9 protein-coding genes are annotated in these 15310 nt (G+C 40.1%); 3 read left to right on the forward strand and 6 right to left on the reverse strand.

Features of this window, described 5'->3' with window-relative positions; all coding sequences use genetic code 11:
* Positions 1-9: 9 nt before the first annotated feature.
* The 3 genes from TI10_RS10925 to TI10_RS10935 form a co-directional block, all read right to left on the reverse strand.
* Positions 10-2334, reverse strand: coding sequence for a hypothetical protein (locus tag TI10_RS10925; RefSeq protein ID WP_049583316.1), 2325 nt, complete (start codon positions 2332-2334; stop codon positions 10-12).
* A 404-nt stretch (positions 2335-2738) separates the two neighbouring features.
* On the reverse strand, positions 2739-3707 hold the full coding sequence (locus TI10_RS10930; protein WP_049583317.1) for a threo-3-hydroxy-L-aspartate ammonia-lyase: 969 nt from the start codon (positions 3705-3707) through the stop codon (positions 2739-2741).
* A 37-nt stretch (positions 3708-3744) separates the two neighbouring features.
* Complete coding sequence (locus tag TI10_RS10935) at positions 3745-4368, reverse strand: TetR/AcrR family transcriptional regulator (protein WP_049583318.1); 624 nt, start codon at positions 4366-4368, stop codon at positions 3745-3747.
* A 236-nt stretch (positions 4369-4604) separates the two neighbouring features.
* Between TI10_RS10935 and TI10_RS10940 the strand changes: the two genes are divergently transcribed.
* Complete coding sequence (locus TI10_RS10940) at positions 4605-5816, forward strand: Tm-1-like ATP-binding domain-containing protein (protein ID WP_049583319.1); 1212 nt, start codon at positions 4605-4607, stop codon at positions 5814-5816.
* Positions 5817-6124: 308 nt separating this feature from the next.
* On the opposite strand, the gene mtr is transcribed toward TI10_RS10940, so the two are convergent.
* The 3 genes from mtr to tnaC all read right to left on the reverse strand — a co-directional run bounded on the left by mtr (position 6125) and on the right by tnaC (position 9112).
* Positions 6125-7408, reverse strand: coding sequence for a tryptophan permease (mtr, locus tag TI10_RS10945; RefSeq protein ID WP_049583320.1), 1284 nt, complete (start codon positions 7406-7408; stop codon positions 6125-6127).
* A gap of 80 nt (positions 7409-7488) precedes the next feature.
* Positions 7489-8889: a tryptophanase gene (gene tnaA, locus TI10_RS10950; RefSeq protein ID WP_049583410.1), complete on the reverse strand. Its 1401-nt coding sequence runs from the start codon at positions 8887-8889 to the stop codon at positions 7489-7491.
* A gap of 124 nt (positions 8890-9013) precedes the next feature.
* Complete coding sequence (gene tnaC, locus TI10_RS26630; RefSeq protein WP_074524924.1) at positions 9014-9112, reverse strand: tryptophanase leader peptide; 99 nt, start codon at positions 9110-9112, stop codon at positions 9014-9016.
* Positions 9113-10600: 1488 nt separating this feature from the next.
* Between tnaC and TI10_RS10955 the strand changes: the two genes are divergently transcribed.
* The gene (locus tag TI10_RS10955; protein WP_049583321.1) at positions 10601-11941 is read left to right on the forward strand and encodes an MATE family efflux transporter; all 1341 of its coding nucleotides are present in this window, start codon (positions 10601-10603) and stop codon (positions 11939-11941) included.
* A 314-nt stretch (positions 11942-12255) separates the two neighbouring features.
* Positions 12256-15303 (forward strand): formate dehydrogenase-N subunit alpha, encoded by a 3048-nt coding sequence (gene fdnG, locus TI10_RS10960; RefSeq protein WP_074524923.1) that lies wholly within the window; start codon positions 12256-12258, stop codon positions 15301-15303.
* Positions 15304-15310: the final 7 nt, after the last annotated feature.

Consider the following 15310-nt stretch of genomic DNA (forward strand, 5'->3'; position numbering starts at 1 on the left):
ATTTAATAATTAACTGATTTTCGGTTCCAGTGTAATCAGAGCATATCCCGCACGATTGGGTTTATTTTTATGTGTCACTCTGAGTAAAACAATTTCTGAACGCGTAATATCATTTGGCGCAGTATAAGTTGCAGTATATTTTTCGATAGGATTGTCAAACTCATCTTTTCCTACAATTTCGGGTTTCCCCACCTTAGTATCTCCTCTTTCTGGCATAAGGCTCCATTCACTTGGAGAAAAATCTGAGTTACCTGTAGAAGAAAAATCTATATTTCCATCTGGTATTAATGAATCTCTGCTATAGCTAGGATCAATCCTGAACTCAGCTTGCGTGTTTTTACTGATAAGCAAAATATTCACTTTATCTAAATCGCCATTATCAGCAACAGCCGTCACCGTAACCATATTATATCCGGCCGGGAAAGAAGACGGAGGCGTATATTTGCCATTCGCATCAACAACACCATAGACAGTACCCGTTTCCACACTCCAATTCACTTTCTTATTACCATAAACAGTAAAATTGACATTCTTATTAACATCATTTTCATTGATAACAACGAAAGAAGGGCTAACCGATACTGAGGAAGGCAACAGAGTTACAACCGCTGAAGCTTTAGCGTTTGTTTTAGCATCTGTCGCAGTAATTGTCACAATTTGACTATTCCCTTTTATCTTAGTCGGTGCCGTATAATCGCCAGTATTCGCATCAATACTCCCCAATTCTGCTGGAGTAATAGACCAATTTACCGTTGCATTGGTGTTGGTTGTGAATTTATGCTTAGTGTTTACTGGCATCGTTAATTGAAGATCATTGATTTTAAAAGCAGTTGATGTTGGGGAAATATTACCAAATAACACCATATCCCCGGGCACATACACTTTATCAAATTCAAGATAATTGCTTTCAGGAAAAAGAAGGTGATTAACTGCAAATAGGCTAATGCTATTTAATTGAATTTTTGCTACGTTGGCTAAATCCGTTTCAACGACACCTTTAACAATTTCTGCTGTTTTATCAATAAACTCTGATTCAAAATCAGGGCCGATAAGACCGCCCCATCCAGATGCGCCTTGTTTATCATAACGGGTACTCATTCCATAATGTGATTCTAACTTAATTTCATCATTAGATATAACTGTAGGCGTAATATCTATCGAACCATCAACATAGAAATCAATGTTATTTCTAGAATAATGACCAGTTATTAAACTATCTTCCAAGACGCCAACGCTTTGAGAAAAATGATAAGGTTGACCACTATTACCTACTCCAGAAAAGATAATTTTTTCCTTCTCAGGTTTAATATACATGCCAGAATAAGGAGTTTTTACCTTTTCCGGCCAAATGCTCGTGGCGCCATTATATTTAACCAATCCCGTCCATACTGTATAGTTTCCCCTTTTATATTGTACAGGCTCATCACTTTCAGAATATCCGCTTTTTATATTCAAATATTTAGCTGAATCATCTTGTTGACTATCGAGACTGACTAGTTCTAATTCTACTCCGGTCGAACTCGGTAATAAATATTCATATTGCGGCTTAAGAATATTCTCAAACAGTGTCTTATTACTGAGAATTAACACCGCAGAACGATTATCCGGTATCAAATAGGGAAAATTACTTGAGTTAGTTGGTAATACTCCACCGTTAGGATTATAGTTTGTTGCAATAAATAACAACACCGCCCCATGACCATAATTATCAGAACCATATACATTAGCACCGGGTGCCGGTTGCGTTCTGATTTTAAACATTTTCGGCACTAATCCATCCGTATTATTCAACTTCAAGATACCTAACTCATAAGTGACGTCATTATTCTTGAGCAAATTACGGAAAAACTCCTTTACTTCGGCTGGCGCATTGTCAATAACATTAACTTCCCCCAAAGTCCCTTTTTTAAACTCAACGACAACTTTTCCATCATTACCAACAGCTCCTGTTGCCGCAATTAAGTCAACAGTTATGGTCATATAGTAATCATTATTCGGCGTAATTCTTTGATAATTCTTTACTCTACCATCATCATAAAGTTCTACTATCGTGCCAGAAATAAAGTTTAATTTTACCGTTGCCTGAGAACCTTCAATTGATGAATTTTCAAAGGAAATTAATGGTACTCCCAATATCAAATTGTCAAATTTTGTCTTCTTATCTTTGCTTTCCCAGAAAATAGGAGAAAAATGTGTACCTTCACTCACTTTTCTCACATATTGCTGTTCAAACAGCATATTTATTTTATCTCTATCATAGGCAGCAATAATATCCCATCCAAGAGTCTTCGTTTTCCCATTAAAATCATTAACAATACTATTTTCTGTAGACATATAATCACCTATGTTTGAAGTTATGAAAAATATGTTATTAAGGCAAGCGGATTAGATAATAGCTACCGCCATCATATTAATTCAATAATATGAAATTAATCACTTGAATAATTTATATTTGTGCTCTATTGCCAACTTAGACATAAGTTGAAGAAAACATATATATTAATCATATACATCCAAATAAATTAATTAGGATGTATATGATTAATATAACATGTATCAATGTGAATATAACATAGGAAAATATTAACATAAAATATGTAGTGGCTAACACATAATATTAGCCCCACAGTTAATATTTAAATACAAAAATCAACAACTGAAAAACAATAATTACATTGCAAAACAATATTATAAGTTCTGTGAATATCAAAAAAACCTTTCTATGTGACTTATTATGTCTAAGGTTGTTTTGCCAGCAAAGTGCAGTAACGTTCGATATCCACATTACCGCCACTGACAATAATCCCTACCCTTTGGCCTCTCAGTGATTGACTCATCTGGCAGGCAGCAGCAAAACTCAGGCAGCCGGTTGGTTCAACAATCATCTTCATTCTTTCAGCATAAAAATGCATTGTATCCACCAATTCTTCATCAGAAACCGTGAAAATATCATCAACGTTTCTTCGGATAATATCGAAAGTGTATTGACCAAGGTGTTGAGTTTGCGCTCCATCAGCAATGGTTCTTGGCGTATCAATATGGATAATCTTCCCCTGACGGAATGATTGTTGAGCATCATTACCCGCTTCCGGTTCTACGCCATAAATTTTACATTCAGGAGAGAAATAGCGAGCAGCAAGCGCACTCCCTGAAAGCAAACCTCCGCCACCAAGACAGACAAACAATGCGTTCAGTTCACCAACCTCTTCAAACAACTCTTTTGCCGCTGTTCCCTGCCCGGCAATAATATGCGGGTGATCATAAGGAGGAATTAAGGTCAATCCCTGCTTTTCTGATAATTCACGACTAATTTGTTCGCGATCGTCCGTATAACGATCATAAAAAACAATTTTACCACCATAACCTTCGGTCGCCGCTACCTTAGCCGCCGGCGCATCGAACGGCATAATGATTGTCGCCGGCATATTCAGTATACGAGCTGCCAATGAAATCGCCTGAGCATGATTACCCGATGAATAAGTCACAACCCCATTACGGCGTTGTTCATCACTAAATTGTGATAACGCATTAAAAGCACCACGAAATTTAAATGCTCCCATCCGCTGATAATTTTCACATTTAAAAAATAACTTGGCTCCAGTCATTTCATCAGCAGTACCGGAAGTCAGGACCGGAGTACGGTGAGCATAACCTTCTATACGCCGGGCAGCCGCTATAACATCATCATAAGCAGGAATATTTTGCATAAAAATAACCGTCAGTTATATAAAACATAGACAAAAATCACGCTAACTCAGAATCTCTGTGCGCCTGATTGATAATCGCTTTTGCCATCCATTTAGTGATCTCAATAATTTCTGCATTATCCATCTGCCAGATATCTTTCATCACCAGAAAGACTTCAGAGCCATAAATCAGGGAGAAAGAACGAATGACATTTTCCAAGGTATCCGGCGGAAAATGCCCTTTTAAAGGTTCAACAACCATTGCAAGGATATCTTTACGATGCCCACGAACCACTTTCTTTTCCTGTTTATCTTCAGATAAGCATCCGTGAGCCCATTGTTGCAAAGAAACCAACAGAGCAGCCCGCAATGCGCCTTCATGTTGAAACATTCGGGGATAGGCAAAATTCAACAACTCAATAATCCGCTCCTCAGTTTTTTCACTGGTAGGCTTCCAGGTAAGAATCGGTCCAAGGCTGGCGCCGACAATTGCATCAATTAAATCACTTTGAGTCGGAAAATAACGATATGCCGTTGCTCTGGAAACACCAGCATGCATTGCCAATTCAGAAACCGAAGGTATCGCTCTCTGTTCAAAAAGTTCCAACGCCGCATTTATTAGCAATGTATAAGTTTTTTTCCGAGTACCGGTAAAATGAGTTTTTGTCTTCGAGTCCATCATCCCCACAGCTCTTTCACAATAAAAATCGCTACATTAACACTTATGGTTAAAATACTTTTCCGCTATCATCACTCTACTCAACTATCTACAAAACGATCAAATTGATTCAGCTTATTTATGGATAAAATGAGATAACAGTCTCAATTTGATAATATAACAGTGATACTTGAGTCTCATCTTGACTATAATCTGTCCATGAATGAGTAGTCAGCACCAGGGAAGTATTCATAATTATAATGAAAAAAAACCAAGGCTATGTATATATCGCTACTATTTTTGATACCAAGCGCGCAGAAATTTTCTACGTCAGGGATCTGATCAAAAAAGCTGGCCTTGCTGTTCGAACTGTGGATTTGACTACTCAACCCGGCTCACTGGAAAGAGGTGCGGATATTACGGCCCAAACAGTAGCAGAGCATCACCCGCAGGGTAAAGAAGCGGTTTTCTGTGGTGATAAGGGGAAAGCCATTTCCGCAATGTCAGTTGCTTTCAATATTTTTTTATCAAAACAAACTGATGTTTTAGCCATTCTAGGTCTGGGAGGTTCCTGCGGTACAGCGCTGATCACACCGGCAATGCAATCTTTACCCGTAGGTATACCAAAACTTATGGTTTCTACTATGGCCTCCGGTGATGTTTCTGGCTATGTGGGTGTTAGCGATATTTCTATGCTGTATTCGGTCACTGATGTATCCGGTCTTAACCGAATCTCTCGCCAAGTGTTAAAAAACGCGGCCAACCAAATTGCAGGGGCAGTCTATTTTCATGAAGAGAACAATATTGAAGATAAACCGGCTATTGGTCTGACGATGTTTGGTGTGACGACACCTTGCATACAGTTATTAACCAGAGAGTTGGAACAACAGTATGATTGTCTGGTTTTCCATGCAACCGGCAGCGGCGGCAAAACAATGGAAAAACTAGCCGAAAGCCGTTTGCTTCACAGTCTACTGGATATCACGACCACTGAGGTCTGTGACTATCTGTTTGGAGGCGCTCTTGCTTGTGACGCTGACCGTTTGGGAGCAATCGCTCGCTCGCAAATACCTTATATTGGCTCTTGCGGAGCGTTGGATATGGTGAACTTTGGTCATCTGAATACTATCCCAGAACGCTACAAATACAGGCAATTTTACCGGCACAATTCGCAAGTAACATTAATGCGCACCATACCCGAAGAGAACCGCCAAATGGGAACTTGGATCGCTGAAAAACTCAATCGGTGCGAAGGAAAAGTAAAATTTATTATTCCAGAAGGAGGGTTTTCTGCTCTGGACATTAAAGATGGACCATTCTGGAATCCTGATGCTAATCAAGCATTCATCCAAGCTTTCGAGGCCACATTGATAGAAACGGAAAATAGACAACTAATTAAAAGCCCTCATCATGTAAATTCACCTGATTTTTGCCAACAGGTGATTGATGAATACCAGCAGATGATGGCTTAGTACTGGCGGCAATACTGTTGCAAAAACAACACTGACATTGAAAGATTATATACAACTAATTAATGACTAGGCAAAATGTTGCCAAAAGAGGGCATTCTAATGCTATTGTTCTATCAGTGACGAATTTACGACGTGTCTGTTGGAACGTTGTACTAAAAGAAATTAAAGCAGTTGATTATTCGTGTTCTTAAAGGGAAGCCATAAGAACTTCCTGTTAATAACCTTGCTGTAAGATGTTGGGAGTTAGCAAACTAAATTAAAACATAAATATACCTGCTTTGTTTTCTCCCTTTCGGAGCTTATTTCCGTCAACACCAGGCTCCTGCGGCACCCACCGCAGGAGTTTTTTTATGAATAAACCGGCATAGATTAAAATTTGATAAGATATGCGCAATGGCATTCAGTACACCAAATAACAAAATCAAGCCGAGCATTACATTACCTCCCCAAACTCGATACATAGGGCTGCCAAATCGCTTACGAGATGCTCTGGCAAGTAATGCGGGAACGATAGCAGCCCAAATTGTTGCAGCAAGGCCAGCAAAGCCAATCGCATGAATAAAGCCATTCGGGTAAATCATTCCACCAACCATTGGCGGAAGAAACGTCACCAATGCCGTTTTAAAACGCCCCAACTTGGTATCATCAAATTTAAGCAGATCAGCCAGATAATCGAACAACCCAAGCGTGACGCCAAGGAATGAGCTGGCAACGGCAAAGTTAGAAAAGAGAGTTAATAATAAGTCCAGAGCTGAACTGTTCAATCCCCCACTTAATGATTGAACCAAAACATCAATATTGCCCCCTTTTGCTATGATTTCGACAAAATCAGGCCGGGAAATATTTCCCATTGCGCCAATTAACCAGATCAAATAAAGCACCAAGGCCATTGATGTCCCAATAAACAGGCATCTCTTTATTTTCTCTGGCTCTTTCCCATAATATTTCATCAGGCTAGGAACATTGCCATGATAGCCAAAGGAGACCAGACAAAAAGGTAAAGTCATTAATACATAAGGCCAGTAAGTCGGATTGACTTCAGTTGTATTAAACAATACCGCTGGTTTAACGTTATAAAGCAAACCGCCAAACGTCATAAAGAAAGTTAATATCTTAGCACCAAGAATAATTGATGTTATCCGGCTGACAGTTTTAGTACTTAACCAGATAATAAATGCAACCACAAAAGCAAATAAAAAACCAGCAAACCCAGGTGAAAAGTCTATCGATACCTCCCGCATAGCATGTTGAATAATCGATCCGCTAGCGGAAATATAAGCGTAGGTTAGTATATATAAAACAAAAGCAAGGGTAATACCATTAATGATATTCCAACCATTGCCCAACAGATCTTTTGTGATGGTACTGAAACTTGAACCAATTCGATAATTAAGATTGGCTTCCAATATCATTAATCCTGAATGCAACATGCAAAACCAGGTAAAAATCAAAGCGGCGATTGACCAGAAAAACCATGCTCCTGACATAACAACCGGTAAGGAAAACATGCCCGCGCCAATAATCGTTCCGCCAATGATCATTGCGCCGCCAAATAAAGATGGAGACGATTTTGTTATCGGCAAAGTAGCCATATGCGTTACCCTAGCGTGGCTTTATATAAATAAGCAGTAAAATTGGGGATGCTCTTAGATAAAGAGCATCCCGATATTTATTATTTAATTGGTTTTAATCTTGCAACGAAATGCCGTAATACTGATGGCTCATAAGTAAATGTTAATCCTTTAATCTGAGGCATTCGCTCCTTCAAGGAAATAAAGGCTTCTACAACATAATCCATATGATCATTAGTATAGACACGGCGAGGAATAGTTAAACGCAAAAGCTCCATTGGCGATGGTTTCTGTTTGCCGGTTTTTGGATCACGACCTAATAACAAAGAACCAATTTCCACACTTCTTATTCCCGCTTCCAGATATAATTCATTATTCAGCGCATGAGCAGGGAATTGTTCCCCCGGAATATGCGGTAATAATAATTTAGCATCAACAAATACAGCATGACCACCGGTTGGATATTGAATAGGAATACCAGCCTCTCTTAATCTATTACCCAAATAAGCCACCTGATTAATACGATATGTCAGATAATCTTCATTCATTCCTTCTTCAAGACCAATCGCCAGTGCCTCCATATCGCGCCCGGCAAGGCCGCCATAAGTCACAAACCCTTCCATTGGCACACAACGGGTACGCACTTCATTAAAGAGATCTTCATCATCACGGAAACAACAAAGACCGCCAATATTGACTAAAGGATCTTTTTTAGCTGACATTGTTAACATATCGCCATATTGATACATCTCCTTGACGATCTGTTTCACGGATTTATTTTCATAGCCCTTTTCTCTTTGCTTAATAAACCAGGCATTTTCACAGAAGCGGGCTGAATCAATCACTACAGGAATATCATATTGCTTTGCAATCTCATACACGGCTTTCATATTAGCGAGAGAGATGGGCTGACCACCGGAACTATTACAGGTAACGGTTGTAATAATCGCGACAACATTATCAGCGCCCTGTTCTGCTATCGTTTTTTTCAATTCATCAATATCAAAATCGCCTTTCCAATCATAATAGGTGGTGGTATCAAAGGCTTTTGGCGTGACAACATTAATTGCTTTCGCGCCATTTAATTCAACATGAGCCGCTGTCGTATCAAAATGGAAATTAGAAATAAACACCGGATGCGTTGCACCACCTTGTGCTTTTTTACGGGCAATTAATGTCGGGAATAAAATCTGTTCCGCTCCACGCCCTTGGTGGGTTGGAATAGTATATGGGTAACCAATTAATTCATTAACTTTATCACATAGATGATAATAGTTACGGGAACCGGCATAAGCTTCATCCCCCATCATCATGCCCGCCCACTGGCGATCACTCATTGCTCCGGTACCGGAATCTGTCAGCAAATCAATATAAACCGCATCACTGGGTAACAGGAATGGATTATATCCGGCTTCTTCCAATGCTTTTTCACGTTCGGCACGGGTAGTCATACGAATATTTTCTATCATTTTAATACGAAAAGGTTCTGGAATACGTTTCATATATATTTTTTTATCCAATAGTTGGCTATACCGCATAATTCAGGCAAATTTCCAAAAACAGCCAGAAATACGCAAGAATAAATGTAGTGATTACAAGATTTAATTTTAAATATAACCAGAACAACTAATCAGGGAAAAAATGAGAAATGCGGTGATCGACATTAAACCATGCTTGCATATTACAAGAACAAATAAGATGATGACGTAAAAATATAGAAATCATAGATTGAATTTATTCCCTGACTAAAATCAGCCACTAAGATATAGATAATATTTAAATTATCCGTGACCAATTCCACAAAATAGAAAACATCAAAAATATAATTTCATATATAGATTCAATTTAATAGATTAAATAAATTATCAAGAAAAATAAAAAACAGATTTAACAAATAGATATAACAATTCAATTAATCTCCATTAATTAAATAAACCATTAATACAATAACCTAATAAAACAATAAACTATCCCATGAAAAAAAATCACTACAACAATGCCAAGATTAATACTATTTCCATATTACTAAATACAATATAGAAAAACCGATTATTGAAGATTTAAATCTAACCACTATAAAATAGCCATTATTGCTATAAAAAACTGTTTAATCAATGCTTGAATCTTTTCAAAACTCAATCTAAAACTATTTAAGCAACTCTCTTATCTTAATAACATTATCTTATTAATTTAAATAGTCTTAGTCAATTGACATTAAAAATAGAATCTTAATAACCAAAATATATTTTTCAATTTACTCTATTTTTAAATAATAAAAAAATTCCCCAAAATCCGCCCTTTATCAAAGGGCGGAAAATAGGAAAAAACAGAGGAAGAATTCCGTATAACACAATATATAACGTAATATATAACGCAATAATTGTGCTAACTGGATATCAATAGAATTCCATTTTCAATTAATTATTTTTTTCAGCTACAATAGGAGTTAAGTCATCAGAATTTAAATGATTAGGCGCTTGAGAACCGATAATACATGTTGCAGTATGAGATGAAAAAATAACACATTTTGCCGCACATATAGGAAAACTCGGGGACGATACACAAGCATGGATAGATGTAGAAAAAACAGAAAAGAAAGTTAACGTTAAAAAGGACCAAAATAACTGGTGTTGTAGTCTATTGATCATCATATCACCTCTCTGAATGGTATATTTTCATTTCCTTATATTTCGACTCCTTTAAATTCATTATAGAGCAAAATTTAACCGAAAAAAAATTTCTATCACTTCGTTGATAAACCGTTTAAGTTATTATAAAAAACTGAATGACCAAATTTGAAACATCCCATAATCCAACAAGATTATTCATCAATGCAAAACCATAAAGAATATTTAAATAAAATTCTATAATGATTCATTAACATGCATATCATATGTCGACATTCCATAAGCAGCAATAATAAATCAAAAGTTGTGTAAAGTATGTTTAACACTGAAATGTAAATCTTTATCAATGCAAATACTCATTTAAATATCTTAAGTATTTACGAATGAATTTATTTACTTACCTATTGATTTTCACTCTCTCGCAAAAAATGTACTGGCGGTCCCTTAATCACAGAATTCACTTTTTTATCTTTACCTTATCTCTGTTAACGGATAAATAAACCATGTACAATGCTTAAATATTTCCTGAGTACGCGGCATCTCAAGAAATAATTCATTTACCTTTTTCAATAAGCAGGTTTTTCAAATGCATCAAACTGATGTTACTGAGCGTTCGCTCTTTTCATTAAGCTGGCCGATTTTTATTGATATTCTTCTCCATTTGGCCACTTTATTAATTAATACTTATATGGTGAGCCATGTTTCTACTTCTTATCTGGCTGCTATGGCTGTCGGTAATCAGGTATTTGATCTGTTTATCACTATCTTCAACTTTATCAGTGTTGGATGCACGGTCGTCATTGCTCAATATATTGGCGCAGGTAAACGAGATAAAGCCAGCCAGGCAATCCATATTTCTATTGCATTCAACTTCTTGCTTGGGTTTAGCTGTGCGCTGATTACTGTCTTCTTCGGCTATAAAATCTTGCATATCATGAATATGCCGGAACATCTGATGGAAGATGGCTTTAACTATCTGCACATTCTCGGCATCTGTCTGATCCCCGAAGCCATTTCGATTATTCTGGCCGCTTGTCTGCGGGTTTATGGGAAATCGAAAGCGGCGATGTATGTTACTTTGATTGCTAACTTGCTGACAGTGCTAGGTAATATGATCGTCCTATATGGTTTCTTCGGATTACCTAAATATGGTCTGGAAGGTGTCGCCTGGTCTACGGTCTTTGGCCGGATTGTCGCCGTAATCCTATTATTCTGCCTGCTCAGTTATGGCCTGCGGATCAAATTTACGCTGGCAGGTTTCCTGCGCTGGTCACAAGGTATGTTGGGCAAAATCTTATATATCGGTTTACCCGCTGCGGGTGAAAACGTAGTGTGGATACTGCAATATATGGCGGCCATAGCATTTATTGGGCTAATGGGTGAAATTCCATTGGCAGCGCAAACACTCTATTTCCAGTTATCATTGTTTGTGATGTTATTTGGCATTTCTATCAGCATCGGTAACGAAATTATGGTCGGTCATCTGGTCGGCGCTAAACGATTTGAAGATGCTTATATCCGTGGCCTTAATAGTTTGAAAATTGGTTGTATCGTCACGATTGTAGTGGTCGCTGCTTTCTGGTTTTTCAGAGTGCCAATTCTGCATTTTCTGACGCAAGATGAAGCTATTATCAAACTGCTGTTACCTCTATTTTTGCTGTCCGTTTTTATGGAGCCAATCCGTACCGCGAATATCGTTATGGTGAACGCATTGCGCGCTTCCGGTGATGCTCGCTTCCCACTATATGCGGCCATGTTCTTTATGTGGTGTATTGCTATTCCGGTGGGGTACTTTTTGGGGATCAAAATGGAAATGGGCATTTTAGGTATTTGGATCGGTTTCTTCTGTGATGAGTGGCTGCGTGGACTTACTAACATCTGGCGTTGGAAATCTAAAAAATGGCAAACTAAACGACTCGATATTTGAATGATTAAAATAATTGTTCAGCCAGTCTCCTCAGAGTAGTTTCTTCCAGTTACCCCACACACAACAAGAGGTACCCGAATCGGCGCCTCTTGTTAATTTAAAAAAAGTCAATTCTCAAAAGCTGACGGGTGCTATTATTGAATAATAATCTCAGGTAGTTTACAGCTCATCAATGCAGTGGGTTCTCCGCGATACCCAGGAGTGTTTTGAATGACGAACGAGCCGGGCTATGAAATCAATTGCTCACAATTTATCAAAGTGTTATTGCATCAGAAGTAAAGCAATGTCGTCATTCAAAAATAAGGAGAAGACCGATGCAGGTTAGCAGAAGAACTTTCTTCAAGATCTGCGCGGGTGGTATGGCGGGAACAACAGTCGCCGCGCTGGGATTTGCTCCAACTGTGGCGCTGGCTGAAACTCGTCAGTATAAACTACTGCGCTCGCGTGAAATTCGTAATAACTGCACTTATTGTTCCGTTGGCTGCGGCATTCTGATGTACAGCCTGGGCGATGGTGCGAAAAACGTCAAAGAAAGCATTTTTCATATCGAAGGCGATCCAGATCATCCGGTCAGCCGGGGTTCTCTGTGCCCGAAAGGGGCTGGAGTGCTTGATTATATTCGCAGTAAAAACCGTCTCCAATACCCCGAGTACCGCGCACCCGGTTCTGATCAATGGCAACGTATCAGTTGGGATCAAGCGATTGAACGCATTGCCCGTTTGATGAAAGATGACCGTGACGCCAACTTTGTTGAGAAGAATGAAAACAATGTCACCGTTAACCGCTGGCTAACAACGGGTATGCTCTGTTCCTCCGCAGCGAGTAATGAAACCGGTATTCTCGATCAGAAATTTACCCGCGCAATGGGCATGATCGCTATCGATAGTCAGGCACGCCTTTGTCACGGCCCAACGGTATCTGCCTTGGGGCCAACATTTGGCCGAGGCGCCATGACCAACAACTGGGTAGATATCAAAAACGCTAACATTGTCCTGATCATGGGTGGAAACGCCGCTGAAGCGCACCCAGTCGGTTTCAAATGGGTTATTGAAGCAAAAATTAAAAACAATGCGCAAGTGATCGTTGTTGACCCACGCTTCAACCGCAGTGCTGCTGTGGCCGATTTTTATGCTCCGATCCGTGCCGGTTCAGATACCGCATTCTTACTGGGTATGATCCGCTATTTAACGCTCAACAACAAAATCCAGTCTGAATATGTTAAGGCTTACACCAATGCCTGTTTGATTGTTCGAGCAGATTATCAGTTCGCAGATGGCTTATTCAGCGGCTTTGATCAAGCCGCCAAGAGCTATGACAAATCCTCATGGCATTACGAAACCGATGAACAGGGGTATGCCAAACGAGATGATACGCTATCTCATCCACGCTGCGTCTGGAACCTATTAAAAAATCACGTTGAACGCTATACCCCTGAACAAGTTTCCAGCTTGTGTGGTACATCAGAAGCGGATTTCCTCTATATTTGTTCCCAATTAGCAACTACCGCCGTAACCCATCGTACCGCAACTATTCTCTACGCACTGGGTTGGACTCACCACACGGGAGGCGCTCAGATTATCCGCGCCGCTGCAATGGTGCAACTACTGCTAGGTAATGTGGGCATGCCAGGCGGTGGGGTTAACGCACTGCGCGGCCACTCTAATATTCAAGGCTATAGTGATCTTGGCTTATTATCACTGAATCTGCCCGGCTATCTGCCGCTGCCAAATGAGAAACAGGAGAGCCTGGCAACCTATCTGGCGCAAACAACACCAAAAGCGCTGGTTGCCAATCAGGTTAACTACTGGAAAAACACGCCGCGTTTCTTTATCAGCCTGCTAAAAAGTTTCTGGGGAGAACACGCCACCGCAGAAAATGATTGGGGTTATGACTGGCTACCTAAATGGGATAAAAGCTACGATATTATGACGCAAACGGAGTTAATGACTCAGGGCAAAATGAACGGCTACATCGTTCAGGGTTTTAATCCATTAGCGGCATTCCCGGATAAAAATAAGTCGAGTAGAGCACTAGCTAAACTAAAATATCTGGTGGTGATTGACCCGTTGATCACGGAATCTTCTAATTTCTGGCAGAACCACGGCGAGATGAATGATGTCAATCCGGCTGATATTCAAACTGAAGTTTTTCGCCTGCCCTCCTCCTGCTTTGCCGAAGAAAATGGATCGATTGCTAACTCAGGCCGCTGGCTACAATGGCATTGGGCTGGCGCACAGCCACCGGGAGAAGCGCTGCACGACGGTAAAATTCTGGGCAAATTACTGCTACGACTGCGTGAACTTTATCGTGAAGAAGGTGGCGCTTACGCTGAACCTATCATGAATCTGTCGTGGGATTATCAAAATCCTGAAGATCCGACACCGGAAGAAATTGCCCGCGAAGCCAATGGTAAAGCATTAACAGAGATTAAAGACGAAAACGGCAATATCATTCTGAAAAAAGGTCAGCAACTTTCCAGCTTCTCCCAACTGAAAGATGATGGTTCCACCTCCAGCTTCTGCTGGATCTACAGCGGTTGTTGGACCGAACAAGGCAACCAAATGGCTCGCCGTGATAACGCTGACCCATCCGGTCTGGGCTGTACGCCCGGTTGGGCATGGGCATGGCCACAAAACCGCCGGGTACTCTACAACCGAGCTTCGGTTGATCCACATGGCAAACCGTGGGACCCAAATCGTGAGCTGATTAAATGGGATGGCAATACATGGCGCGGCTTTGACGTTGTTGACTATAGCAATGCAGAACCGGGAACCCACGTCGGACCGTTTATCATGCAACCAGAAGGGGTAGCCCGACTATTCTCCATCGATAAAATGGCTGACGGGCCATTCCCTGAACATTATGAACCGATTGAATCACCGATCGACACAAATCCGCTTCATCCAAATGTTATTTCTAATCCAGTGGCGCGGATCTTTAGTTCCGACGCCGCTTGTATGGGGAAAGCCAACGAATTCCCTTATGTTGCAACAACCTATTCCATCACAGAGCTGTTCCGTCACTGGACAAAACACGCCCAACTCAATGCCGTCATCCAGCCCGAACAGTTTATTGAAATCGGCGAAAAGCTGGCGGCAGAAAAAGGCATTATTCAAGGGGATGAAGTAAAAGTGTCTTCCAAACGCGGTTTTATCAAAGCCAAAGCAGTTGTCACCAAGCGAATTCAACAATTGACCATTAACGGCAAGCAAGTTGAAACCATTGGTATTCCTTGCCACTGGGGTTTTGCGGGGGCAACCCAAAAAGGCTTTCTTGCCAATACGCTCACCCCTTCCGTCGGTGATGCCAACGCGCATACACCAGAATACAAGGCATTTCTGGTCAATATAGAAAAGGTGTAACAAGAGC

The organism is Photorhabdus luminescens subsp. luminescens, assembly GCF_001083805.1.
Taxonomy (GTDB): Bacteria; Pseudomonadota; Gammaproteobacteria; order Enterobacterales; family Enterobacteriaceae; genus Photorhabdus; species Photorhabdus luminescens.

Excerpts from the sequence above, each read along its gene's own strand:
- TI10_RS10925 (WP_049583316.1), bottom strand. The coding sequence starts at position 2,334 with ATGTCTACAGAAAATAGTATTGTTAATGATTTTAATGGGAAAACGAAG.
- TI10_RS10930 (WP_049583317.1), bottom strand. The coding sequence starts at position 3,707 with ATGCAAAATATTCCTGCTTATGATGATGTTATAGCGGCTGCCCGGCGT.
- TI10_RS10935 (WP_049583318.1), bottom strand. The coding sequence starts at position 4,368 with ATGATGGACTCGAAGACAAAAACTCATTTTACCGGTACTCGGAAAAAA.
- TI10_RS10940 (WP_049583319.1), top strand. The coding sequence starts at position 4,605 with ATGAAAAAAAACCAAGGCTATGTATATATCGCTACTATTTTTGATACC.
- mtr (WP_049583320.1), bottom strand. The coding sequence starts at position 7,408 with ATGGCTACTTTGCCGATAACAAAATCGTCTCCATCTTTATTTGGCGGC.
- tnaA (WP_049583410.1), bottom strand. The coding sequence starts at position 8,889 with ATGAAACGTATTCCAGAACCTTTTCGTATTAAAATGATAGAAAATATT.
- tnaC (WP_074524924.1), bottom strand. The coding sequence starts at position 9,112 with ATGATTTCTATATTTTTACGTCATCATCTTATTTGTTCTTGTAATATG.
- TI10_RS10955 (WP_049583321.1), top strand. The coding sequence starts at position 10,601 with ATGCATCAAACTGATGTTACTGAGCGTTCGCTCTTTTCATTAAGCTGG.
- fdnG (WP_074524923.1), top strand. The coding sequence starts at position 12,256 with ATGCAGGTTAGCAGAAGAACTTTCTTCAAGATCTGCGCGGGTGGTATG.